Here is a 22,225-nt window from a genome sequence, read left to right as displayed (position 1 = left end):
GTGAGCTGTCGATCCGAGCCATTCTGGATCGAAGCGCGTCCAAACACTGAATGCCGAGTCTGAAGACCATCGGGATGCCGCCGTCCGTGTACAGGGAGGGCTCGGATCGCGCGACGCGCGGGCGCGCTTAGAGCCGTTCCTGCAAGGCTACCCAAAGGTCAAGAATACGCCCCATGTAAACACACGGGGCGGCCGCGCCGTTCGCGCTGCCCGCGGTTGCAGGCCGAGATAGATCGTCTTGAAAATTCCGCTTTTGGCGGATCGCGGTGAGCTTAATGCTTCAGCGCGGTCGAGAAGCCGCCGCCGCGGATGCGCTCGGGCAGGCTTGCCGCGTATTGCGCCACGGCTTCCTCGCCATAAGTGGCGACGAGTTCCATGAAGGCGGTGAACAACGCGGCTTGCGCCATGCAATCGGGATCGAGCCCATCGAGCTCGGCTTCCGCGAAAGCCTCGCTCACATAGGTCAGCGCCGCCTGTTTGATGGCGCTCAGGTCTTCGAGTTCGACGAGTTGGACGTTGTTGTCGTTCATGATCGAGGCCCCTGACAGGGGCGGTACGCGGATTCGGTTCGCCAGAACCTAGTCGGCGTAACGCTCCACCGCCAGCATCTCCTTGCAAGGAGGTTAACGCGAGGGGGAGCGGCACAAACCGTGTGGATAAGCCCATTGAGGAGGGCGGATGCCGTCGGGGGAGGCGGATTTTAGGCTTTTTTCCTTATCCGCCATAGCGTCCGGCGATGTTCCGGCTGAGTTGGTTGCCCTCTTTCAGATAGCGATTCGAGGCCTCGATCGCCGAGGGTGTGCAGATCCGATAGGTGAGGGAGAAGGCCTGGTAGCCCTTGTTGTAGGCTCCCGCGAGCCGCTCCTTCCGGCCCGGCGAGGTGCCCTCGTTCTCCATGATGGCCTGCATGCGCTTCGGCCATTCCGGAGCATCGGGCGCGGAGCAGAGCGGGCGGAGGAAGGCGAGAGAGCCGAGGATTTCCGATAGCCGCAGCAGGTCCTTCTCGTAAGGCGCGGGCGGCGGCTCGACAGGGGCGGCGGGGGCCGCTTCCTGCTTCGGGGCTGTCGGCGGCGGGGTTGTGCGCCGGGGCTGCGGGCGCGGCTGATATTGAGGCAGAGGGGGTGGGGCGGGTTGCGGCGTGATGCCGAAGAGGCGTTCGAAGAAGTTCTGCGCAAGGGCAGGCTCGCCGGCGAGCAGCAGCGCGATGCCGGCAAGGACGACGCGCACGGCGGGCTTCATGATCGGTCGTCCGGCGCGGCATTCCGCATCAGCGCGAAGGCGCGCTTGAGAATATCCGGAAGGTCCGCCGTCATCGGGAGCTCGCCGATGTCCTGTTCCTCGATCCACCGGATCTCCTTCGCTTCCGGGCCCGTCTGCGGTTCGCCGGAAACCCAGTGCGCGGCGTGGGCGGCGATGACCACATGATGTTTTATACGGCCCGTCTCGTCCCTTTCAATGAATTCGACCGGCGCGATAAGGCCGATCAGCCTCGCTTCAACGGCGACCTCTTCGCGAAGTTCCCGCAACGCCGCTTCCTCCAACGTCTCGCCGATCTCGACCTGGCCGCCCGGCAGCGAGAACAGGCCCTCGCCCGGCGGCTTACCCCGGGCGGCGAGAAGCACGCGCCCTTCGCGAAACACCGCGACGGAGGCCGCAAGCACGGGGCGGGAGGGAAAGAAGCGATCCGAACTCATGCTGTCTCCGAAAGAACGTATTGTGCGCGCGGGCGGATGAGCGTGCCTTGCGCTCGCTGCTCGATGGCGTGGGCAAGCCAGCCCGCCGTGCGGCCTGTGCCGAACAGAACGAAGGCGGCGCCTTTGGGAAGTGAGAACGCGCGTTCCACCATGACAAGCGCCACGTCGATGGTCGGCTGCCCGCCAGAAGCCTTCGCAATCCGATCCATGATGGCGCGGTCGCCTTCGCGAAGCGGCAGGCCGTCGATCAAGGCTGCGCCGCGTGGATCGCCCTCTGGATAAAGCGGATGGTGAAAGCCTGCGGCGGACTTGATCCGTGCGGTGTCGATGGACTTGCCGCGTTCGCATTCCTCGAAGAACGCGCGGACGATCTCGGTCGCGCCGCCGTGAAGCGGCCCGCTCAACGCCGCAAGCCCCGCGATCATGCTGTTGCGCAAGGTTGCGCCCGTCGAGGCGGCGACGCGCACCGCAAAGGCCGAGGCGCTGAGTTCATGATCAGCGCAAAGCACGAGCGCGCGGCGGATCGCTTCGCCTGCCGCAGGCGCGACCTTCCATGCGGATCGGAAGTGCTCATGAAGCGGTCGGCTCTTCGGCACGGAACCTGTGCTCGCCGCCGCGACGAGGCGCAGGATGGCGCTTGTTTCGCACGCCAGCGTTTCACTCTTTGACGCGGGCGTGGAGAGAAGCCGGATCGCGTTTCCGATGAAGTCGCGCGGATTGTTCGTGTCGGGGGCGGGGAAGCGGTGCGAGCTAGGCTGCAGCGTAAAGCCCAGCAGCAGGCCCGCCACATCTTCCAGCGTTGCATGGGCGGCGAGGGAGGCGGCATCCACGCCGCGATAGAACAACTGCCCGTCCTTGATTTGCGTGATGCTGGTTTGCAGAACCGGCAGGCCCCAATCGAGCGCTGTTGCCGCCGCGACGGTTGGACGGCGCATGCGCGTGCGGCGCTTGACGAGCGCGTCCACATCCTCCGCCGCATAAAGGCGCTGCCTCGGGTCGTGCGGCGAGGCGAAGGAGCGCACGAGGCCGCGGCTGACATAGGCGTAAAGGCTCGCCGGGCTTATGCCGAGCCGGTGCGAAGCTTCGGGAGCCGAGATGAGATCGAGTGGGGCGGCTGTGGTTCTCATACATTGATATGTTGATTCAAGATTGACGCTTGCGCAAGGGGGGCCGAAGCTCCTTGAAAAAGGAGAAAGCCATGTCGACTGGAATTGATGGCGTCATCGCTGCCGAAACCGTGCTGAGCCATGTGGATGGCGAGGCCGGGCGTCTCATCATTCGGGGGCACGATCTGGAAACGCTCGCTGGCCGCGTCTCGTTCGAGGAGGCAGTTGCCATTCTGTGGAGCGGCTTTGTGCCGACGGACGATCTCAAGAGCCGGCTCGGCGAAGCACGCCGCAGGGCTTATGCGCGTTTCGCGCCGCTCGGCTCGCAGCTCAACAACCTCACACCCATCGAGGGCATGCGGCTTCTGATGGCGGCATTGCCGGATAGCGAGGAAGAGCACGCTACTCTCGCCGTCGGCGGTGCAGCAGTGGCGGCTGAGATGGCGATCCGCGCATCGCGTGGGCAAACGCCGGTTGCGCCGGATCCCTCGCTCAGTCATGCCGCCGATCTGTTGCGCATGATGCGCGGTGTTGAAGGCGATGCCGATGAGGTTGCCGCTCTTGAAACCTATCTCGTCACCATCATCGATCATGGCCTGAACGCTTCCACTTTCACGGCGCGCGTGGTGGCATCCACTGAAGCGGGTGTTCTCTCCGCTGTCGTTGCGGGGCTTTGCGCCTTGAAAGGACCTCTGCACGGAGGCGCGCCGGGGCCTGTGCTCGATATGCTCGATCAAATTGGAGATGCCACGCATGCGGAAACATGGCTCGACGCAGCTTTGCAGAAAGGCGAGCGGCTCATGGGCTTCGGGCATCGCATTTACAAAGTGCGCGACCCGCGCGCCGATGTGCTGAAAGCGGCCATGCGCCGGTTGAAGAGGCGCGACAATCGTATCGCGCTGGCCGAGGCGGTGGAAGCGGCGGCGTTGAATGTGCTGGCGCGGCACAAGCCCGGACGTAAGCTTGAAACCAACGTGGAATTCTACACCGCGCTCCTGCTCGATGCGATCGGCGTTCCCCGCGAGGGCTTCACGCCTCTCTTCGGCGCAGGCCGCACGGCGGGCTGGGTGGCGCATGCGCGCGAACAGGAAAAGGCGGGCCGCATCATCCGCCCGCAATCGCGCTATGTCGGGCCATGGCCCGCCGAGGCGGCGTGAAAGTGATCGGGATAACTCCGGTCAGAGACGCGCTTGTTGTTCGCACGGACACTGTGCCCTAACTGAACCTTGCATCGCTCGCTAAAAAGGGAACGGTGCATCCATGACCACGAACAACAAGAGTTACCTGATCGGGGTTTCCCAACGAGACGAGCTTTTCGACCTCAACCTGAACACCTTCACCGAGATCTACGGAATGGCCGGCGACGATGCCATCGGCATCACGGCCCCAGGAACGACCTACACCGCCTTTTACGGGGTTCTCCTTAAGGGTGGACCCGGTTCCGACGTCATCGACTACAGCAGTGTTACAGCCAACCAATCCGCCACGATCTATGGGGACGATAATCCGGATTTGATCACGGCAACCTTCGGAGCGGGGCGCGATCATATTCTCGGCCTCGCCTCGGGAGACCAGATTTTTGCGGGCGGCGATGCAGACTACGTCAACGCCACCGGCGGAAGTGACGTCGTCTACGGCGGGGAGGGCAACGACACATTGTTTGGCGGCACGGGAGGCGATGTTCTTTATGGCAATACCGGCAATGATTTTCTTCATGGTGGAACGCCCGCTGTCATCAGCGGTCCATTCCTGAGCATTACCGTAAATTTCAACGGCGCTACCGATGCCGCTCTTGGATCATCTCAAACTGTGACGGGGCTCGCGGGTCCTTTGGCTTTCAGTGATCCGTCGAGAGACTTTCTCGATGGCGGGGAGGGCAACGACACCATCGACGGAGGTCGGGGCGCCGACGTCATGGTGGGGGGCGCGGGCGATGATGTGTTTTACGTCGATCAGGCTGGAGACAGCGTCGCCGAAAGCATCGGCGAGGGTTTTGACAAAGTCATCGCCAGCGCAAGCTATGCGTTGTCCGCGAATACGGAAATCGAAGTCCTGCAGGGCGAAGGAGCGGCGCTGTCCCTTAACCTCATCGGCAATGCTTTCAAGAACACGATCATCGGCACAAGCGGTGCAAACAGGCTCTTCGGTCTCGATGGCAAGGATGTGTTGAAGGGCGAGGCTGGAAACGACGTGCTCGATGGCGGCCTTCTCGCCGATACTCTCACCGGCGGTTCGGGCCGGGACGTCTTCGTCTTCTCCGCGAAACCCGGAAAGACCAACGTCGACAAGATCACGGACTACAATGTGAGGGACGATTCCGTCTGGTTGGAGAACGCGATCTTCAAGGCTCTGGGCAAGAAAGGAACGGTGGCGTCACCGGCCGCTCTCAAGAGCGATTACTTTTATGTCGGCGCAGCCGCGCATGATGCTGACGACCGCATCATTTACAACAAGGGCACGGGTGCGCTCTATTATGATGCAGATGGTGCAGGTGGTGTTGCTCAGGTTCAGATCGCGATCCTCTCCAAAAAACCTGCGCTGACCTACAAGGACTTTTTTGTCATCTGAGGGGATGGTAGCGGAGGTCCGGTTCTAATTCTTGCGAAGGGTTGCCTTGGCACCTCAACCTTTTCAGCTCGTGGCTTGAGAACTCGCTTGCGTGGCCTTTAGGCACCCTATCTTCACCTTACCAGTTTGTTTACTATCCCGGCGTGAGAATGCCTAAGACAAGAGGCACCGCGCAATGGCTGAAACAACAATCGAATGGACCGACGCGACTTGGAACCCAGTCGCGGGATGCTCCATCATGTCAGCGGGTTGCACCAACTGCTACGCCATGCGGATGGCTGCTCGTCTCGACGCGATGGGACTGGAGAAGTACGCCGGCCTGACCCGCAAGAGCGGCGGACGAACGAAATGGACCGGCAAGGTCTTTCTCGATCAAAAGTCGCTAAGCCTGCCAAAACGTTGGACAAAGCCCCGTCGCGTCTTCGTCAATTCGATGTCCGACCTGTTCCACCCTGCCGTGCCTGCTGAATTCATCGCACAGGTATGGCAAGCCATGGAGCAGACGCCGCGACACACCTTTCAGATTTTGACCAAGCGGCCAGACCGCATGTTGGAGATTGTCCCGCGCCTCCCCAGGCTTCCGAACGTGTGGCTTGGAACGAGCGTCGAAGATGGTCGCGTCCTCCACAGGATCGATGAACTACGGCAGGTGCCGACAGCAGTGCGATTCATTTCCTTCGAGCCACTAATCGGTAGCGTCGCCGACGCTGATCTCAGCTGCATACAGTGGGCGATTGTCGGCGGAGAGAGCGGGCCAAAGGCGCGACCCCTCGATCCAACGTGGGTTGATGAGATACACGATCTGTGTGCCGAAGCTGGAACTGCCTTTTTCTTCAAGCAGTGGGGCGGCAAGAACAAAAAGGCGGCTGGTCGGGTTTATCGTGGACGTCTTTGGAATGATCTGCCTGAATTAAGGATATGAGAGGCGATTTCTGTCGCTAGGCGGACTGCTTGCGGGCTATCATTCGAGACGGCGAAGAAGAGCGATGCCATTGGCGCGCCATTCTTGTGATGTAGGCGGATCGGGTCAAGGACAGCACCCTTGAAGACTGTCTCAAGTCTCTCCTTAACGTAGGCCTCGATTGCAGCGATATCCGTGCGGCGTGTAGCCTGCGCCTCTGTCTCAAACATGTCAGCTGGCAGCATCGTATGCTCATACCAACGCTGCCGCCAATCGGTAGCACCGAGAACACGATCGAGTGCCGCTTCCTTGTGCGCATCCAGTTTTGTGGGATCATGCGGAGCGTTGCGATAGAGGCCTGATAGCGGGAAAAAGTACCAACAATCGAGTGCTTTGGTCGCCGCAATAGCCTCGACGGTGCTCCAATCAACCTCCATCCCATATGGGTCCAGGAAGATCACGCCCCGCGTGCCTCGTCGCCCGCCACGTTGCTTACGCCACTGGGCCCCGGTACAGAGCTTCCTTACAAGCGGATTGGCATCGCCCTTTCGAAGTACGATCCGCCTTGATGGATTTGCTGCAACGAGTTTCTCAAGCTCTGCAAATCTCGTATCATCCTGCTCTATTAGAACAATTACGTCGAGGGGTGGATCGGTGGCGATAGCAATCGAGGCTGAGCCCGGACTTGTGACCTCGATCGCATCCGCGCCGCTCTCGAACAGTGGTAGAGCAGCCCTGACTTCGGTTCGGGTGCCTGAACCTGCGAAGGCATCGATGTAGACGCAGGCGAAGCTCTGGTTGCGCAAGGCCGTAGCGAAAGCGCGAAGATAGGCGCTTAGACAGCCGAGTTTCCGGTTCGTATCTGGTCCACCAAAGACATGAGCCACGCCTACGCACGCTCCTACTATATTGCTAAGCCATGAGGATAGACAGTAACATCTCTAGATTGCAAGCCAAGCTGACCCAAGCAGTAACGGTGAAGCTTAAACCAGTGTCGGATAGCAAACGAGGTATAACTATTTCGCCATTTGCAGCTCCTTCGGCCCAGTGCGGCCAACAAGGGAGCCAAATGCGAGCAAGCCGGGAAAACGTCGCCAAAGATTTGCGAATAAAAAGGAATTTATTTTCAAATAACTTAATTTATTTGTGGTAGCGGACGTCCGCTCCCACATCTCAAACGTGCTGGCCGCCGTTGATGTGCAGCTCCGCGCCGTTCACGTAGGAGCTGGCGTCGGTGCACAGGAAGTAGATCGCCTTGGCGACCTCGTCCGGCGTACCGAGACGGCGCTGCGGAATTTGCTCGATCATCTTTTCCGTGCCGGGGGAGAGAATCGAGGTGTCGATCTCGCCCGGCGAGATAGCGTTGACGCGCACGCCGAGCGGACCGAAGTCGGAGGCCATCTCGCGCGTCAGCGCCGCGAGCGCCGCCTTCGACGTGGCATAGGCCGCGCCCGCGAAGGGGTGCACGCGCGAACCGGCGATGGAGGTGACGTTGACGACGGAGCCTTTCGCGCTCGTCAGTTCATCGACAAGCCCGCGTGCCAGCATGATCGTGGAGAAGAAGTTCACCTGAAAGACGCGCAGCCAATCCGCATATTCGGTGTTGAGCGCATTAAGGCGCGAGCCGCCGGGGCCTTTGGGCGAAATGCCCGCATTGTTGACGAGCGCATGCAGCACGCCGCCTTCCGCTTTCAACCTCTCCTTCACGTCGGCGATGGCGCGTAGCGTATCCTCGGGGCTCGCGAGATCGACCTGAAGATGATCCTCCGGCCCCATCTCCCACGGGCAGTTTTCGGGGAAGGCGTGACGCGAACAGGTGATGACGCGCCATCCCGCCGCCGAGAAGCGTTTGACCGTGGCGTGCCCGATGCCACGGCTGGCGCCTGTCAGCAGCATGATCCGGCGGGAGGTGTTGGAGGTGGTCATCGCGTGTCCTGCGAAAGAGAAGAGTATTTGTCAGCGTTTATGGATAAAGGCGCGTCTTGCGCCAGCCGCTGCCGTCGCGGGTGAAGACCACGCGGTCATGCAGGCGGAAGGGCTGGTCCTTCCAGAATTCGATGGAGACCGGCACGATGCGAAAGCCCGTCCAATAGGGCGGGCGCGGAATCTCGCCGATGGCGTATTTCGCGGTGTTGACCGCAACCGCCTTCTCCAGCGCGAACCGACTTTCCAGCGGGCGCGATTGCTGGCTCGCCCAGGCGCCGATGCGGCTGTCGCGCGGGCGGCTCTGGAAATAGGCGTCCGCTTCCGCCTCGCTGACCCGGACGATGTCCCCCCGCACACGCACCTGGCGGCGCAGGCTCTTCCAGTGCAGCACGATGGCCGCCTTCGGGTTGGCGGTCAGCTCGCGGCCCTTGTTCGATTCCGTGTTGGTGTAGAACACGAACCCGTTCTCGTCCGCGCCCTTCAGAAGCACCATCCGCACATTGGGCAGCCCGTCCGCATCGACGGTCGCGAGCGCCATGGCGTTCGGATCGTTGATTTCCGAGCGTTCCGCATCGGTGAGCCAGGTCTGAAACAGACCGAAAGGCTCCCCGGCCTCGGTGAAGTCACCGCTTGTTAACGGGTTCTGGTTTTTAACTTCGGGTGTGTCTTTAGAGTTCATGGAGAGCGGCAGCGTGTGTCTTGAGGGTGAGCGCCGTTATAGATCAGACGCTCGTCGTGGCGAAGCTCTGCGGATTCTCGCCGCAGGCCTGATCGCTCTTACCACCAGCGCCTGCAGCTTGTCCTACTCATTCGCGTCTCTCGATATCGAGGAACCGGAAACCACGGCCTCCATCACGCCCAAGATCGCCACCGTCCTGTCGGCGGACCTCAACGAGGAGGACTGGCGGCGCGCCAAGGCGGCGCTCGCCGTCGCGCTCGATCCGCAAGGGGCGGGAACGGTCGTCGCCTGGGAGAACCCCGAGACGACCATGAAGGGCTCTTTCACACCCTCCGCTCCCCCCTTCGTGAAAAACGACGAGATCTGCCGTGCCTTCACGGCGCAGATTGCGGGGCCGGCTTCCCATTCCCTGGCGGGTACCGCCTGCCGCCCGTCCGGCGGCGAATGGGCGATCAAGGACATCGGTCCCCTCAAGAAAAGCTGACGTTTCAAGCTTTGCTCTAGACCGAGAAGGGCGTTGCAAGCAGGCAACACTTTGCCCATATGGGACATTGAAGCCGACAGGCTGCCCGTCTAAAATTCCCGCCCAACGGAAACGATCATGCGCAACCCCTACGACATTCTCGGCGTGCCGCGGACCGCGAGCGAGGCGGAGGTCAAGAAGGCGTTCCGCAAGCTCGCGAAGGCCTACCATCCCGACCGCAACGCCGACGACCCGAAGGCCAAGGACAAGTTCGCCGAGGCGAATGCCGCCTATGAGATTCTTGGCGACAAGGACAAGCGCGCCCAGTTCGACCGGGGCGAAATCGATGCCGAAGGAAAACCCCGCTTTCAGGGCTTCGAAGGTTTTGGCGGGGGCGGAGCCCGTGCCGAGGATTTCGCGGGTTTCGGCGGCGGCGGTTCGCCTTTCGGCCGAGGGCGGCGCGCCCGGGGGGCTGAGCCAAACGACGACATTTTTTCCCAGATCTTCGGTGAGGCGTTCCGCTCCGCCGGGGAAACCCAGCGCAAAGCCCGTCCCCGCAAAGGCGAGGATGTCGCTGCGGCCCTGACCGTCACTCTCGAAGAGGTTGCCAGCGAAGCGAAAAAGCGCATCACGCTTCCCACCGGCCGTGACGTGGATGTGGTGATCCCCAAGGGCGTGACGGACGGCCAGGTGATCCGCCTGCGCGGTCTCGGCTCTGCCGTCTACAACGGCGAGCCGGGGGATGCGTTGCTGACGATCCACATCGCGCCGCATAGCCGCTTCACGGTGGAAGGGGCGGACCTGCGCCTGCGGCTGCCGCTCGAGATCGAGGAGGCGGTGCTCGGCGGGCCGGTCCGCGTGCCGACCCTGACGGGCGCGGTGGACATGAAGATCCCGCCCATGACCAATGCGGGCCGCACCTTCCGCCTGCGCGGTAAGGGCCTGCCGGGCAAGGCTGGTCCCGGGGACCTGCTCGTGACCGCTGAGATCAAGCTTCCCGAAGTCGTCGGGGAGGATCTCATGGAATACGCCCGCAAGCGCCGCTCGGAGAAAGCCGAGTAGGATTTCATTGTTTCCTTTGGAGGAAACCGTGAGAAGGCAGGGGAGTCTCTTCCCCCTGGCCGTCACCTCGGCTAAAGAAGCCCTCTTTCGACGGCTTCTAGACGATTTAGGTGACACATGGCGGAGACTAAGGCCCCCGGAATTCTGGCCGGCAAACGCGGCTTGATCATGGGCGTTGCTAACAACCGCTCCATCGCCTGGGGTATCGCCCAGGCGGCTCGCAACCACGGAGCGGAACTCGCCTTCACCTATCAGGGCGATGCGCTGAAGAAGCGTGTCGAGCCCCTCGCGAAGGAGCTGGACGCTCTCGTCGTCGGCCACTGTGACGTTACGGACGGCGCGACCATCGACGCTGTGTTCGACGAGTTGAAGAAGCAGTGGGGCACCATTGATTTCGTGGTGCACTGCATCGCCTTCTCGGACAAGGACGAGCTGACGGGCCGTTACGTCGAGACGTCCGAAGCCAACTTCAACCGCTCGCTCAACATCTCCTGCTATTCCTTCACGGCCATCGCGCAGCGCGCGGAAAAGTTGATGCCGAATGGCGGCTCGCTTCTCACGCTCACCTATTACGGTGCGGAGAAGTGGATGCCGCATTACAACGTTATGGGCGTTGCGAAGGCAGCTCTTGAGGCTTCCGTCCGCTACATGGCGGCGGATCTCGGCCCCAATAAAATTCGCGTCAACGCCATTTCGGCAGGCCCGATCAAGACGCTTGCCGCCTCCGGCATCGGCGATTTCCGCTACATCCTCAAGTGGAACGAGTACAACTCGCCGCTGCGCCGCACGGTCACCATCGAGGAAGTTGGCGAGACCGCTGCCTACCTCGTCTCCGACATGTCGAGCGGCATGACCGGCGAAATCCTCCATGTGGATGCCGGCTACCATGTCGTCGGCATGAAGAACCCCGAGGCTCCGGATCTCTCCCTGGATAAAGAAGGCGCGTGAGCAGCCTTCGCCCGACAATCTACTTCCTCCGCCACGGCGAAACGGACTGGAACCTGGAGGGTCGCCTCCAGGGGCAGAAGGATATTCCGCTCAACGATTTCGGGCGCGTTCAGGCTGAGGAGGCCGGGCGTCGCCTGCAGGCGTTGACGGCCCATCCGGAAGACCTCGACTACGTTTCCAGCCCGATGCTGCGCACCCGCGAGACGATGGAGCTGATGCGCGGAGCCATCGGCCTGCATCCGACCGCTTACAGGCTGGACGATCGGCTCGTGGAACTCACCTTCGGCGAGTGGGAAGGCATGACCTGGAAGGAAGTGCGGGCCGCCGCTCCGCAGGGAGCCCACCTGCGGGAGCGGGACAAGTGGGGCTTTGCCCCGCCCGGCGGCGGCGAGAGCTACGCCATGCTCGCCGAGCGCATCGGCCCGGTTCTCGAAGACATCACCCGTGAGACCGTAATCGTCGCCCATGGCGGCGTTGCCCGGGCATTCCTCGTCCTTGCCTGCGGCGTCAACAAGCGCGACGCGGCCAATCTCGATATCTGGCAGGGCAAGGTCCTCGTGATCGAGGGACGCAAGCACTACTGGGCGTAAAATATTCTTGCACCCAGTGATTGAATTTATTGGGGCAACATGCTTATTCGCCACAACGTTACATGTGCGCGAAAGGCTTTTTCATGCGTCGTACAGCTATCCTGTTATCCCTGTTGTCGGGTCTCGGCCTCTTGGCTGCTCCTGCAGCCGCCGAGACCTTCGAGCGGACGGTCAAGATGAACACCCCTTCCGCCATCGGCGGTTTTCTGGGGTATGAGGTCGACACCTGCTACGCCGCGGCCATTCCCGATGTGAAGGTGCGGCAGGAGCCGAGCAATGGCAGTTTCCGGGTCATCCCGCACGAGCAGGCGCTCAGCAAGGATACCCGTTGTGCGGGCAAGAAGGTCCGCGGGCTGGCCTATGTCTACACGCCCAAGAAGGGCTTCAAGGGCCTCGACGAGGTTCAGATCGACGTGCCTTGGCATACGACGGATAGCGGCCCTCAGACGGTCTGGACCTACACCTTCCGCATCCGGGTCGAATAACAGCGCCTTCATGGGATAGCCTGGCGGGCGGGTGTCTTGAGCGTCAACGGACGTGACACCCGCCTCCATTCAACGTAAGACGCGCTAAACCTCGAACGTAGCGCTATGTCCCACAACACTTTCGGCCACCTTTTCCGCGTCACGACCTTTGGCGAGAGCCACGGGCCCGCCCTCGGCTGCGTTATTGACGGCTGCCCGCCCTTGATCCCGCTGGAGGCGTCCGAGATCCAGGCCGAGCTCGACCGGCGACGTCCGGGCCAGTCCCGATTCACCACGCAGCGCCGCGAGCCGGATGAGGTCAAGATTCTGTCCGGCGTGTTCGTCGACGAGCGCACGGGGCGGCAGGTGACCACGGGCACCCCCATCGCGCTGATGATCGAGAATGTCGATCAGCGCTCGAAGGACTATTCCGAGATCAAGGATTCCTACCGGCCCGGCCATGCCGACTTCACCTATGACGTGAAATACGGCATCCGGGATTATCGGGGTGGAGGCCGTTCCTCAGCGCGGGAGACGGCGGCGCGTGTCGCTGCCGGTGCGGTTGCCCGCAAGGTGATCGGCGGCGTTTCCATTCGTGGCGCGCTCGTGCAGATGGGGCCGCACGCGATCAACCGGAACTTGTGGAACTGGGACGAGATCTCCAACAACGCGTTCTTCTGCCCGGATCCGGAGGCCGCGGCCTTCTATGAGGGCTATCTCGACGAACTGCGCAAAGAGGGCTCCTCCATCGGCGCAGTACTCGAAGTCGTGGCGGAGGGCGTGCCGGCAGGCCTCGGCGCGCCGATCTACGGCAAGCTCGATGCCGACCTTGCCGCCGCTCTGATGTCGATCAACGCCGTCAAAGGCGTCGAGATCGGCGACGGCTTTGCTGCGGCAACCTTGCAAGGTGAGGAAAACGCCGACGAAATGCGCCCCGGAAACGAGGGCGCGCCTGTTTTCCGTAGCAATCATGCGGGCGGTATTCTCGGCGGCATCTCGACCGGCCAGCCCGTCATCTGCCGCTTCGCGGTCAAGCCGACCTCGTCCATCCTGACGCCGCGCGCCAGTGTGACGCGGCACGGCGAAGCCGCCGATGTCATGACCAAAGGGCGGCACGACCCTTGCGTTGGCATCCGGGCTGTTCCTGTCGGCGAGGCGATGGTTGCTTGCGTCCTTGCGGACCATTTTTTGCGCCATCGCGGACAGGTTGGAAACGGGCCGGTTTGGCCCTTCGAGAAGAGCTTCCCCTCTGACTAGAGGGGGTGCTATAGGCGCGTGATATAGCAAACACGCACTTGCGCCACGCTTTCGATATTTTTCAAAGACATACCGTGCCCCGCCTTAGGGGGAGGATATGATGAGTCACAGCGTCACCGAAGCCATCGAAGCTTTCGCCCGGGGCGAGATTGTCATCGTCACGGATGATGACGATCGCGAAAACGAGGGTGACCTCATCGTCGCCGCATCGCTCTGCACGCCGGAAAAGATGGCCTTCATCATCCGCAACACCTGCGGCATCGTCTGCGCGCCCCTGACCGTTGCCGAGGCCAGGCGCTTGCGCCTCGATCCGATGGTCCCCTCGAACGATGCGCCGCTCGGCACGGCCTTCACGGTCACTGTCGATGTGCGCCACGGCCTCACCACGGGCATTTCCGCCGAGCAGCGCACCAACACGGTCCGGGCGCTCGCCAACCACAACATGGGCGCGACGGATTTCGTCCGCCCTGGCCACGTCTTCCCCTTGATCGCCAAGGACGGCGGCGTGCTCATGCGCTCCGGCCACACCGAAGCCGCCGTGGATCTCTGCAAGCTCGCTGGCCTTCCCCCGGTCGGTGTCATCTGCGAGCTCGCCAACGACGACGGCACGGTGATGAAGGGCGAGCAGATCGCCGCCTTCGCCAAGAAACACGATCTCAAGCGCATTTCGGTGGCCGACCTGATTGCTTATCGACAGGCACGCGAAAAGCTTGTCGAGCGCATCGCGACCTTCCCGGTTTCGACCGAGTGGGGCGACTTCACGGGCTATGCCTATTCGACGCCCTTCGATCCGGTTCAGCATGTGGCGCTTGTTCACGGACGCATCGGCGATGGAACGGATGTTCCAGCGCGCCTGCACCGCGCCAATGCCGTCGCCGACGTCTTCGGGGGCGGCAAGGCCATCGCGGCCGCGATGCAGCGGTTTGCGAAGGAGGGCCGGGGCGTGCTGGTCTACCTGCGCGATGGAACGGCCGGCGTTCCGACGACCCATTTCAACGAGGCCGACACGACGGGCTCTGAAGACGCCCGCATGAACCAGTGGCGGGAAATCGGCGTCGGCGCGCAGATCCTGAAGGATCTCGGTGTGGTTTCCATCCGCAATCTCGCCACATCTTCGCGGTCTTACGTGGGATTGAGCGGATTCGGAATCTCCCTTGTCGGCGAGGAGACGCTGGAGTGCTGAGTTCCGCGCCGCAACGATCCCACGCAATCGAATGATGAAGCAGTCGCCTCTTTGAACCAGATCCCTTTGAAGCCGAACGACGGCACGCCCCTGGGGGCAGCGTCCGAGACCACGGCCTCATCGACGACATCGGCCGATATGTCATCGCAGGGCGGGACCCGGTTCCGTCGCCTGGGAGAGCGCTTGCGCGGGTTTACGGCAGGGCTCATCACCGGCGAACCTGGCCGCGCGGCTGCATCGCTCGCCTTCCGCCTCTTCGGCGCAAGAGCGATGTCGATCGTCACGCTGATCGTCGCGGCGTGGTTCGTCAGCATCGAGGCTTTCGCGGAGTTCGGCGTCTACCAATCCGCCGCCACCCTGATCTGGATTGCCGTCTTCCTCCGGTACGACACGGCCATTGTCGCTTCCGCGACCGATCAGGAAGCGGCCAAGGCCCTCCGTTTGTGCATCGTGGTCGGCGGGGTTCTCTGGGGCGTGACGTCGCTTCTCGCTCTCGGCGCCGGCGAGATCGGCCTGATGCGCTTCAAGCTGATCGTGTTCCTGCCCCTGGCCATTCTCGCGCGCGCACTGCTGCGGCTCGCTTTCTCCGTGACCACGCGGGAAGGGGATTTCCAGGCCCTCGGGCGGGCCTCGATGGTGCAGTCGATCTTTCAGCCTGTGGCGCTCGTTCTCTTCGTCGCCTCACCACTCGACGATGATGCGCTCTGTTTCGTTCTCGCTGACATCGTCGGCCACACGAGCGGGGTGATTTATCTGCTGTGGCGCAACAGGCGGCACCTGCCCGCATTGCGTTATGGCTGGTCCATCAACGATCTCTTCACGACCGCCGCGCGCTGGAGAGGGCTGCCGCTTTACAACCTTCCCGGCGCGTTCCTGTCGCTCGCCTTCGTCATCTCGCCGCTCATGATAACGCCGATGGCGGGTGACGCGTTGATCGCCGGTCTCGTAGCCTTCGCCTACCGCATCTTCGATGTGCCGACGCAGATCATCACCGCGGCTTCGACACCGATCTTCCTGCATCGCCTGCGTCCGTCTGCGGACAGGGCAGGGGCCGTGTTCGGACGGCACATGATGCTCGCCCTCGTTGCTTTCATCGGTCTGGCCTATGCCTGCGTCGCGGGCCTGATCGTCGCCGTCGATCCCTGGCTCAATTCGACGGAGCTTGCCGACTTGCCGAAGGTTGTTCCGGTCGTCGCGTTCTTCCAGCTGTTCGTCGCTCTGGCGGCCCCCTTGAGCGAGTCCTGTGCCATGTATCCGCAGCAGAAGCGGCTCGTCTCGATTCATGGTGCCGCGCTTCTTGCGAGCGTTCTCGCGGTGTTTCTTGCAAACAAGGGGGGCGCCGAAGCGGCTTTGCTCGTGCTGGCTGCAATCTCCGCGTTCCGTGCACTGGCGCTCGGCGAGCTTCTGCGTCAGCTCTCGACGCTCAGCAATCTCGCTTTCCGCCCACGCCCTGTCGCGGAAGCATAGAGCCTGATCCGATAAATTCAGATCTTGCGTGCTTTGCTCGTGTGCTAATGCCCGAGCAAAGCGTCGACATGCAGCGCCGTCGACTTGGCGAGCCCCTCGAGGTCGTATCCTCCTTCGAGCACTGAAACGATCCGCTTGTTGCAATGGGTGGCCGCGAGGCTCATCAGCATTTTCGTGGCCCAGGCAAAATCGCCCTCAGTCAATTGCAGGCCTCCCAGCGGGTCGCGCCAATGAGCATCGAACCCTGCCGAGATGACAATGAGGTCGGGCTTGAAGGTGTCGATGCGTGGGAGAATGCGCCCTTCAAGCGCTTCACGAAAAACCTGGCTGCCATCGCCGGCATGAAGAGGCACGTTGACGATGTTGTCGTAGGCCCCCACCTCGTCGGCCGCGCCCGTGCCAGGATAGAGAGGAAACTCGTGCGTCGAGCAATAGAGAACGCTCGCGTCGTTCCAGAAGATGTCCTGCGTCCCGTTGCCGTGGTGGACGTCCCAATCGAGGATCGCGACGCGCTTCGCGCCGTGTCGATGCTGCGCGTGGCGTGCGGCGATAGCGGCGTTGTTGAAGAAACAGAATCCCATTGCGCGCGCTCGCTCGGCATGGTGGCCGGGCGGCCGCATGGCGACGAAGGCGTTTCTCATCTGGCCGGTCATCACCTCGTCGACAGCGCGCACCGCGCCGCCCGCGCTCCGCAGGGCCGCCTCGAACGTGCCGGGTGACATCACGGTATCGTCGTCGAGTCTTACGAGTCCTTCGCGAGGGCAGATGTCGCGAAGTCCCTCCACATAATGCGCAGGGTGGACCAGCGCGATGGTGTCGAGTTCGGCCATCGGCGCCTGCTCGCGCACGAGAGCAGAAAACCGCTCCTGCTCCAGGGCGGCTTCGATGGCGCGAATCCGGTCCGCTCGTTCGGGGTGCCCGAGCGGGGTCTGGTGGTCCAGGGCGGCGGGGTGGCTGAGATAAAGGGTGCTCATGACGCCTCGAAAGGGAACATCTAGTTTCGCAATGCTTTGTGCGTCTGTCCATGTTGTTGCAAAGCAACACTATTGGACGCTATTTCGTGTCAAGGTACTGTTGATTCGGCCAGGGCTTCCCTGCCGGGATCTCCATCTTCCGCATGTTCTTAAAACAATGCTGCTTTTTGCAGTGTAGCGAGGCTTTGTCTCATGAGGTTTTCGGGCCTGTCACTTCTCCTGGCTACGTCGGTTGCCGTTGCCGGGTGTACCTTCAAGGGGGTTCCCGAGCCCGAGTTGTCGGCCCGCGACGCGGAATTCATGGCGCTCGTTCCCAAGGCGCAGGACGATCTGCGGTACGGACGCTATCTGATGGACGATTCGACCGGCGAAGCGCCCGGCACCATCGTCGTCGATACGAAGGAGCGTTTCCTCTACTATGTGCTGCCCGGCAAGAAGGTGATCCGTTACGGCGTCGCTGTCGGCGATGAGGCCTATGGCTGGACGGGCACGGCTCGTGTCGCCCGCAAGGCGGAATGGCCGGATTGGAACCCGCCGGCGGAAATGAAGGTGCGCTGGCCGCATGTGCGCTTCACCAAGGGCGGACCGGAAAATCCGCTCGGCGCGCGCGCTCTCTACCTTTACGAGGGCGACAAGGACACTCTCTATCGCATTCACGGCACCAACGAGCCGGAGAAGATCGGCCTTGCCGTGTCGTCAGGCTGCATCCGCATGAAGAACATCGACGTGGTGGATCTCTACAACCGCGTCGGCGCGAACGCGAAAGTCATTGTGCGATAACGAAAAAGGGCGCCTTCGCGGCGCCCTTTTCATAGTCTATCCGGATCAATCGGTCAGAGCTTCCTGGCGTAAAATCGCGGGAAGCTCTTTTCGTTCGGCAGCCACCGTCTGAGGCTTCGCCACTTGCATCGCTGCCACGAGGGCCGGCAGCGCGACGGGCTTGAAGGCCTTTGCCAGCTCACCCGAAGCCGAAGTCTTCTGATGGCCAGGTTGCTTCGGCGGGGTGCTTTTCAAAAGCATTACGCTCATCCTTGACGTTTAGCGAAGTCGTTCCTCAGAACAACGGGCCTTCATGATCCCGATGGTCGTGACAACTTCGAGGCAAGACCACGATCAATGCGGGTTTGATCGTTATTGTCTTGCGGATGCTTAACCGTGGATTAACGGTCAAGCTTGCGCGAAGGAACGCGCCCTTTGCATCATGACTTCTTCTTGGAACGCTCGGAATAGATCGCGACCAGCATCAGTGCGCCAATCACGGAGAGGTGCTCCGTGGCGGTATGCAGCGCCACGACGCCCGCTTGGCCTTCCAGGGCCCAGAAGCGATGGACGATGAGAATGGTGAGGAACGTGAAGACGCCCAAAGCGCCCGCAGCGAGCCACGTCACCTTGTCGAGGATGATCAGCACCGCGCCAACCAGGAGGACTAAGGCCGTCAGCACGTTGAAGAAAACTGCCGGCTCAAGGTTGAAATGGCGCATTTCTGCGAGGCCGCCTTGAAAATCCAGAACCTTCGAGAGGCCGCCGGCAAGAAAAACGAACATGAATAAGACGCGCGCGAAAATCTCGAAGCCCTTGTTCGACAAGATGGTCTGGACCCAACGTGGTGTCATGGAAAATTCTTTCTAAGATCTACTTGGATTGCGGAGGCGATATATCATGCCGCTTCCGCTGTGGAAGTTGTGCGAAAACTTGCGGGGAAAGAGTGTGCTTGATCGCACATCCCGGACGGAAGGCCTTGCAGAGAGGGAAAATTTCTTAGTGAGGATGCTGCGGCATCCGCCGCTCTAAGCTTTCTTCTTCGCGGATTTCTTGCCTTCGAAATCGCGAGCCCTCTCGCGCCAAGTCAGCACGATTCGCTCCAATTCCGTGAGATCGCTACTTTCGAGCGTTCCGAGAGTGTCGAACACGTAAGCGCGCTGCGCGGCGATTCCTTTCTCCGCGAGCTCACGCCCCTTTGCGGTCAGGTAAAGCGCGTTCGAGCGGCGATCCCCGGGGATCGAGCGGCGCTCGACGAGCCCGGCTTCCACCATTCTGTCGAGAAGGCCGGAGACGTTGCCTTTTGTGACATACAGCTTTTCCGCGAGTTCCTGCTGGCTCAAACCTTCCTGCTCGGTGAGCGTCGACAGAAGGTCGAATTGCGGGATCGAAAGGCCGATTTCCTTGAGCCGCATCGAGACGGTGTTGAGGGCGCGCCGGTGCAGGCGCACGAAGCGGAACCAGATACGAAGCGGATCGGCCTGCTGATCCGTTGCGGCAAGTGAACTCAAAGCGGGAAATCCTCGAAAGCGGCAACAGTTTATATCGGAACGTTCAAACGGCCAAACGACGACGATGCCGGGGGCGAGGTGCGGTGCCGGGGCGCTGAGGGTGTGGGCGCAACATCCACTTTTCCGAAAAGCGCTCTAGGTTCTGAGCGTCATGCGTCATCTCATCATCGAGGAACCGGTTACCCGTCCCGCGAAATGGTCGCCCATGATCGCGTGGTTCGCCATTGCGGTCGCGGCTCTCGCGGCTTTGTTGATCCGGTTCGAGCGGATCGATTATGAGGCCGGATTCATCGCGCTGGGGGCGGGGGGCGTTCTCGCACTTCTTGCCATCCTCCTCTCGGGCATCGCGTTCGTGCGCATCTGGCAAGAAGGGAGGCAAGGGTTCGGCAGCGCGGTATTCGGGATCTTCCTCGCGGCTTTGCTGCTCGCCTATCCGGCGTGGCTCGCTCTTCAGGGCGTCCGGTTGCCGCCGGTGAACGACATCAGCACGGATATCGAATCCCCGCCCGGATTCTCCCGCTCCCGCGCCGTTCTTGCCGCACGGGGCGGCTGGGTTCCGCCGGAGGTGCCTTTGGAGAAGCGCGAGGCGCAGCGCGCGGCCTATCGGGAGGTCGCTCCGCTCTCCCTCGACATGGGGCCGGTGGAGGCTTTCGCGCTGGTGCGCAAGGCCGCCGCCAATCTCGGCTGGCAGGTGATCGAGACGCGGCCTCCCGGCGGGCGCACGGGAAGCGGCTATCTGGAGGCTGTCGACAGAACTCTGCTTCTCAGGCTGCCCGGCGATGTGACCGTGCGTGTGCGTCCCCGCGCGGATGGCGCGCGCATCGACATCCGCTCCGCATCGCGCTTCGGTACGCGCGATTTCGGCACGAACGCCAAGCGCATCCGCGCTTTTCTCGACGAGGTTTCCAACCTCGCGATTGCCGCCAAATAAGGCTGTGCTCAGGCCAGGCGATATTCGCTCGTCAGCGTCGGCTCGCCGTCTGTCCGCACGATTCCGCGCGCCACGAGATCTTCCAGATGGGCGAAAACGGAAAGGCCCGCCGCTCCAATCAGAGCAGGCTTCAGGCCCTGATAGATCGCAGCGACAATCGCCGGAATCGCGCGGTCGCCCTCTCTCAGACGGTTGAGAATGGATGCTTCCCGCTGGCGGCGGTGAAGGGCGAGGGCGCGCAGGAAACGTTGCGGCTCGCGCACCGGCCCGCCGTGACCGGGCCAGTAGATCTCATCCTCCCGCGCGCGCAGCTTCTCGAGGGATGCCATGTAGTCGCTCATCGCCCCGTCCGGCGGCGCGACGACGGTGGTGGACCAGGCCATGACATGGTCCGCGGAAAACAGCGTGCGCTCTTCGGGCAGGGCGAAAGCCAGGTGATTGGCCATATGCCCCGGCGTCGCGACAGCCGAGAGCCGCCAGCCCGGCCCCTCGACCGTATCGCCCTCGAAAAGCTCCTGCTCGGGCGCGTAATCCTTGTCCGAGCTCGCCTCCAGCATGTTGGCCTCGCCAAGGGCGAGGGGGCGCGCGCTGCGGTGGGCGCTGCATCCGACGATGAGCGCACCCGTCGCCTCCTTGATGGCGCGGGCGGCGGGGGAGTGGTCCCTATGGGTGTGCGATACGAGAATATGCGTGACCGTCTCGCCTCGCACTGCGTTCAGCAGCGCCTCGACATGGTCGGCCAAGTCCGGGCCGGGATCGATGATCGCGACGCGTCCGTTGCCGACGATGTAGCTGCAGGTGCCGGTGAAGGTGATCGGCCCCGGATTGCCGGCGACGATCCGGCGAACGAGGGGGCTGAGGCGGGCGCATTCGCCCGAAGGGGTCGTAAAGCCCGTATCGAAGACAAGGTCGTCGGACATCGGCCTATCCTGCATGAATGGAGCGCTGCCGCTCTATCGGTTCGTTTCCGGTGGGTCGCCAGAGGCCATCGCCTTGAGACATCCGCCCGACCCTCCTATAAGGCGTTGTGAGCCGCCGTCGAAGCGGCGTAAGTTCTGGAGACTGAAATGTCGATTGGCGCATCGTCGCTGGCTTCGCCCACCCTTGCCGGCCTGTTCTGGCCCTCCAAGGATGATGTCCGTTTCGCCGCCCTGCGCGCCGTCGTTCTGGCGGTTGTCGGCTCGGCGCTGTTGACCCTGTCCGCCAAGGTGCAGGTTCCCTTCTATCCCGTCCCCATGACGATGCAGACGCTCGTCGTCCTCGTCATCGGCGCAACCTATGGCTCGCGGCTCGGCGTGGCGACCGTCGCGCTTTATCTGGCGCAGGGCGCTGCGGGCCTGCCGGTTTTCGCCAACACCCCCCCGCTGCCGGCTGGCCTCGGCTACTTTGCAGGTCCGACGGGCGGCTTCCTTCTGGGCTTCCTCGCCTCGGCTCTCGTCATGGGCGTCATGGCAGAGAAGGGCTGGGATCGCTCGCTCGCCCGCGTCATCGTCATGATGACGATCGGGCATGCCGTCATCTTCGCCTTCGGCCTTGGCTGGCTGTCCATGTGGATGCCCGTCCTCAAGGCTTGGGCAGTCGGTGCCGCCCCGTTCATCGCCGCGACTGTCGTCAAGACGGCTCTTGCCGTCGCCCTGATGCAGGCCGGTTGGACCGTTGCCCGCCGCAGCGCGCGATAATCCGCCTCTCAATCCCATAAACGAGAAAAGCCGCCTGAAAGGGCGGCTTTTTTCATGTTCGCA

Annotated in this window: 26 protein-coding genes; 14 read left to right on the top strand and 12 right to left on the bottom strand. The window is 62.3% G+C overall.

What is annotated here, in order from left to right:
- Nucleotides 1–272: 272 nt before the first annotated feature.
- The 4 genes from DQW91_RS08745 to DQW91_RS08730 all read right to left on the bottom strand — a co-directional run bounded on the left by DQW91_RS08745 (nucleotide 273) and on the right by DQW91_RS08730 (nucleotide 2,821).
- Nucleotides 273–530: a hypothetical protein gene (locus DQW91_RS08745; RefSeq protein ID WP_112663208.1), complete on the bottom strand. Its 258-nt coding sequence runs from the start codon at nucleotides 528–530 to the stop codon at nucleotides 273–275.
- A gap of 184 nt (nucleotides 531–714) precedes the next feature.
- Nucleotides 715–1,239 (bottom strand): TIGR02301 family protein, encoded by a 525-nt coding sequence (locus DQW91_RS08740; RefSeq protein WP_112663207.1) that lies wholly within the window; start codon nucleotides 1,237–1,239, stop codon nucleotides 715–717.
- Nucleotides 1,236–1,694: an NUDIX hydrolase gene (locus DQW91_RS08735; protein ID WP_112663206.1), complete on the bottom strand. Its 459-nt coding sequence runs from the start codon at nucleotides 1,692–1,694 to the stop codon at nucleotides 1,236–1,238. The genes DQW91_RS08740 and DQW91_RS08735 overlap by 4 nt, the downstream gene beginning before the upstream one ends.
- Complete coding sequence (locus tag DQW91_RS08730) at nucleotides 1,691–2,821, bottom strand: citrate synthase (protein WP_112663205.1); 1,131 nt, start codon at nucleotides 2,819–2,821, stop codon at nucleotides 1,691–1,693. Before DQW91_RS08730 ends, DQW91_RS08735 begins: the two co-directional genes overlap by 4 nt.
- Before the next feature lie 71 nt (nucleotides 2,822–2,892).
- Between DQW91_RS08730 and DQW91_RS08725 the strand changes: the two genes are divergently transcribed.
- From DQW91_RS08725 to DQW91_RS08715, 3 genes are all read left to right on the top strand, one after another.
- A complete protein-coding gene (locus DQW91_RS08725) occupies nucleotides 2,893–3,957 on the top strand; it encodes a citrate synthase/methylcitrate synthase (RefSeq protein WP_112663204.1) in 1,065 nt (354 codons plus the stop codon).
- A gap of 103 nt (nucleotides 3,958–4,060) precedes the next feature.
- On the top strand, nucleotides 4,061–5,368 hold the full coding sequence (locus DQW91_RS08720) for a calcium-binding protein (RefSeq protein ID WP_112663203.1): 1,308 nt from the start codon (nucleotides 4,061–4,063) through the stop codon (nucleotides 5,366–5,368).
- A gap of 175 nt (nucleotides 5,369–5,543) precedes the next feature.
- Nucleotides 5,544–6,290, top strand: coding sequence for a DUF5131 family protein (locus DQW91_RS08715; protein ID WP_112663202.1), 747 nt, complete (start codon nucleotides 5,544–5,546; stop codon nucleotides 6,288–6,290).
- Here DQW91_RS08715 and DQW91_RS08710 read toward each other — a convergent pair.
- From DQW91_RS08710 to pdxH, 3 genes are all read right to left on the bottom strand, one after another.
- A complete protein-coding gene (locus DQW91_RS08710) occupies nucleotides 6,245–7,156 on the bottom strand; it encodes a three-Cys-motif partner protein TcmP (protein ID WP_245410960.1) in 912 nt (303 codons plus the stop codon). The two genes, DQW91_RS08715 and DQW91_RS08710, sit on opposite strands and share 46 nt — an antisense overlap.
- Before the next feature lie 286 nt (nucleotides 7,157–7,442).
- Nucleotides 7,443–8,195 carry an SDR family NAD(P)-dependent oxidoreductase gene (locus DQW91_RS08705; RefSeq protein WP_245410959.1) on the bottom strand — a complete coding sequence of 251 codons (753 nt, stop codon included), beginning with the start codon at nucleotides 8,193–8,195 and terminating at the stop codon, nucleotides 7,443–7,445.
- A 37-nt stretch (nucleotides 8,196–8,232) separates the two neighbouring features.
- Entirely contained in the window at nucleotides 8,233–8,874 is a 642-nt protein-coding gene (gene pdxH, locus DQW91_RS08700) for a pyridoxamine 5'-phosphate oxidase (RefSeq protein WP_112663200.1), read from the bottom strand.
- Between pdxH and DQW91_RS08695 the strand changes: the two genes are divergently transcribed.
- The 8 genes from DQW91_RS08695 to DQW91_RS08660 all read left to right on the top strand — a co-directional run bounded on the left by DQW91_RS08695 (nucleotide 8,873) and on the right by DQW91_RS08660 (nucleotide 16,308).
- A complete protein-coding gene (locus DQW91_RS08695) occupies nucleotides 8,873–9,358 on the top strand; it encodes an RT0821/Lpp0805 family surface protein (RefSeq protein WP_245410958.1) in 486 nt (161 codons plus the stop codon). The genes pdxH and DQW91_RS08695 overlap by 2 nt on opposite strands.
- Nucleotides 9,359–9,475: 117 nt before the next feature.
- The gene (locus DQW91_RS08690) at nucleotides 9,476–10,399 is read left to right on the top strand and encodes a DnaJ C-terminal domain-containing protein (RefSeq protein ID WP_112663199.1); all 924 of its coding nucleotides are present in this window, start codon (nucleotides 9,476–9,478) and stop codon (nucleotides 10,397–10,399) included.
- A gap of 117 nt (nucleotides 10,400–10,516) precedes the next feature.
- Nucleotides 10,517–11,347, top strand: a complete 831-nt coding sequence (gene fabI, locus DQW91_RS08685; protein WP_112663198.1) for an enoyl-ACP reductase FabI — start codon at nucleotides 10,517–10,519, stop codon at nucleotides 11,345–11,347.
- Nucleotides 11,344–11,937, top strand: coding sequence for a histidine phosphatase family protein (locus DQW91_RS08680; protein ID WP_112663197.1), 594 nt, complete (start codon nucleotides 11,344–11,346; stop codon nucleotides 11,935–11,937). Before fabI ends, DQW91_RS08680 begins: the two co-directional genes overlap by 4 nt.
- 83 nt (nucleotides 11,938–12,020) lie before the next feature.
- Nucleotides 12,021–12,422 carry a hypothetical protein gene (locus DQW91_RS08675; protein WP_157961383.1) on the top strand — a complete coding sequence of 134 codons (402 nt, stop codon included), beginning with the start codon at nucleotides 12,021–12,023 and terminating at the stop codon, nucleotides 12,420–12,422.
- Nucleotides 12,423–12,527: 105 nt separating this feature from the next.
- The gene (aroC, locus tag DQW91_RS08670; RefSeq protein ID WP_112663195.1) at nucleotides 12,528–13,658 is read left to right on the top strand and encodes a chorismate synthase; all 1,131 of its coding nucleotides are present in this window, start codon (nucleotides 12,528–12,530) and stop codon (nucleotides 13,656–13,658) included.
- A 100-nt stretch (nucleotides 13,659–13,758) separates the two neighbouring features.
- Nucleotides 13,759–14,841 (top strand): 3,4-dihydroxy-2-butanone-4-phosphate synthase, encoded by a 1,083-nt coding sequence (ribB, locus tag DQW91_RS08665; protein WP_112663335.1) that lies wholly within the window; start codon nucleotides 13,759–13,761, stop codon nucleotides 14,839–14,841.
- 51 nt (nucleotides 14,842–14,892) lie between these two features.
- Nucleotides 14,893–16,308, top strand: coding sequence for a lipopolysaccharide biosynthesis protein (locus DQW91_RS08660; RefSeq protein ID WP_112663194.1), 1,416 nt, complete (start codon nucleotides 14,893–14,895; stop codon nucleotides 16,306–16,308).
- 44 nt (nucleotides 16,309–16,352) lie between these two features.
- Here DQW91_RS08660 and DQW91_RS08655 read toward each other — a convergent pair whose 3' ends face one another.
- A complete protein-coding gene (locus tag DQW91_RS08655; protein ID WP_112663193.1) occupies nucleotides 16,353–17,282 on the bottom strand; it encodes a histone deacetylase family protein in 930 nt (309 codons plus the stop codon).
- A 192-nt stretch (nucleotides 17,283–17,474) separates the two neighbouring features.
- Here DQW91_RS08655 and DQW91_RS08650 point away from each other — a divergent pair, with 192 nt between their 5' ends.
- Nucleotides 17,475–18,062: a L,D-transpeptidase gene (locus DQW91_RS08650; RefSeq protein WP_112663192.1), complete on the top strand. Its 588-nt coding sequence runs from the start codon at nucleotides 17,475–17,477 to the stop codon at nucleotides 18,060–18,062.
- A 45-nt stretch (nucleotides 18,063–18,107) separates the two neighbouring features.
- Here the strand turns inward: DQW91_RS08650 and DQW91_RS08645 are convergent, their stop codons facing one another.
- From DQW91_RS08645 to DQW91_RS08635, 3 genes are all read right to left on the bottom strand, one after another.
- Nucleotides 18,108–18,302 carry a hypothetical protein gene (locus DQW91_RS08645; RefSeq protein WP_112663191.1) on the bottom strand — a complete coding sequence of 65 codons (195 nt, stop codon included), beginning with the start codon at nucleotides 18,300–18,302 and terminating at the stop codon, nucleotides 18,108–18,110.
- Between the two features lie 179 nt (nucleotides 18,303–18,481).
- Complete coding sequence (locus tag DQW91_RS08640) at nucleotides 18,482–18,895, bottom strand: DoxX family protein (protein ID WP_112663190.1); 414 nt, start codon at nucleotides 18,893–18,895, stop codon at nucleotides 18,482–18,484.
- A gap of 174 nt (nucleotides 18,896–19,069) precedes the next feature.
- Nucleotides 19,070–19,552: a MarR family winged helix-turn-helix transcriptional regulator gene (locus DQW91_RS08635; protein ID WP_112663189.1), complete on the bottom strand. Its 483-nt coding sequence runs from the start codon at nucleotides 19,550–19,552 to the stop codon at nucleotides 19,070–19,072.
- A gap of 151 nt (nucleotides 19,553–19,703) precedes the next feature.
- Here DQW91_RS08635 and DQW91_RS08630 point away from each other — a divergent pair, with 151 nt between their 5' ends.
- Nucleotides 19,704–20,483, top strand: coding sequence for a DUF1499 domain-containing protein (locus DQW91_RS08630; protein ID WP_112663188.1), 780 nt, complete (start codon nucleotides 19,704–19,706; stop codon nucleotides 20,481–20,483).
- Nucleotides 20,484–20,491: 8 nt separating this feature from the next.
- On the opposite strand, the gene DQW91_RS08625 is transcribed toward DQW91_RS08630, so the two are convergent.
- Nucleotides 20,492–21,403, bottom strand: a complete 912-nt coding sequence (locus DQW91_RS08625) for an MBL fold metallo-hydrolase (protein WP_245410957.1) — start codon at nucleotides 21,401–21,403, stop codon at nucleotides 20,492–20,494.
- A 147-nt stretch (nucleotides 21,404–21,550) separates the two neighbouring features.
- On the opposite strand from DQW91_RS08625, the gene DQW91_RS08620 reads away from it, so the two are divergent.
- Entirely contained in the window at nucleotides 21,551–22,162 is a 612-nt protein-coding gene (locus DQW91_RS08620) for a biotin transporter BioY (protein WP_112663186.1), read from the top strand.
- Nucleotides 22,163–22,225: the final 63 nt, after the last annotated feature.

It is taken from the genome of Microvirga flavescens, assembly GCF_003290125.1.
In the GTDB taxonomy this organism is placed as follows: domain Bacteria; phylum Pseudomonadota; class Alphaproteobacteria; order Rhizobiales; family Beijerinckiaceae; genus Microvirga; species Microvirga flavescens.
This window is presented reverse-complemented; position numbering and strand designations above follow the sequence as displayed.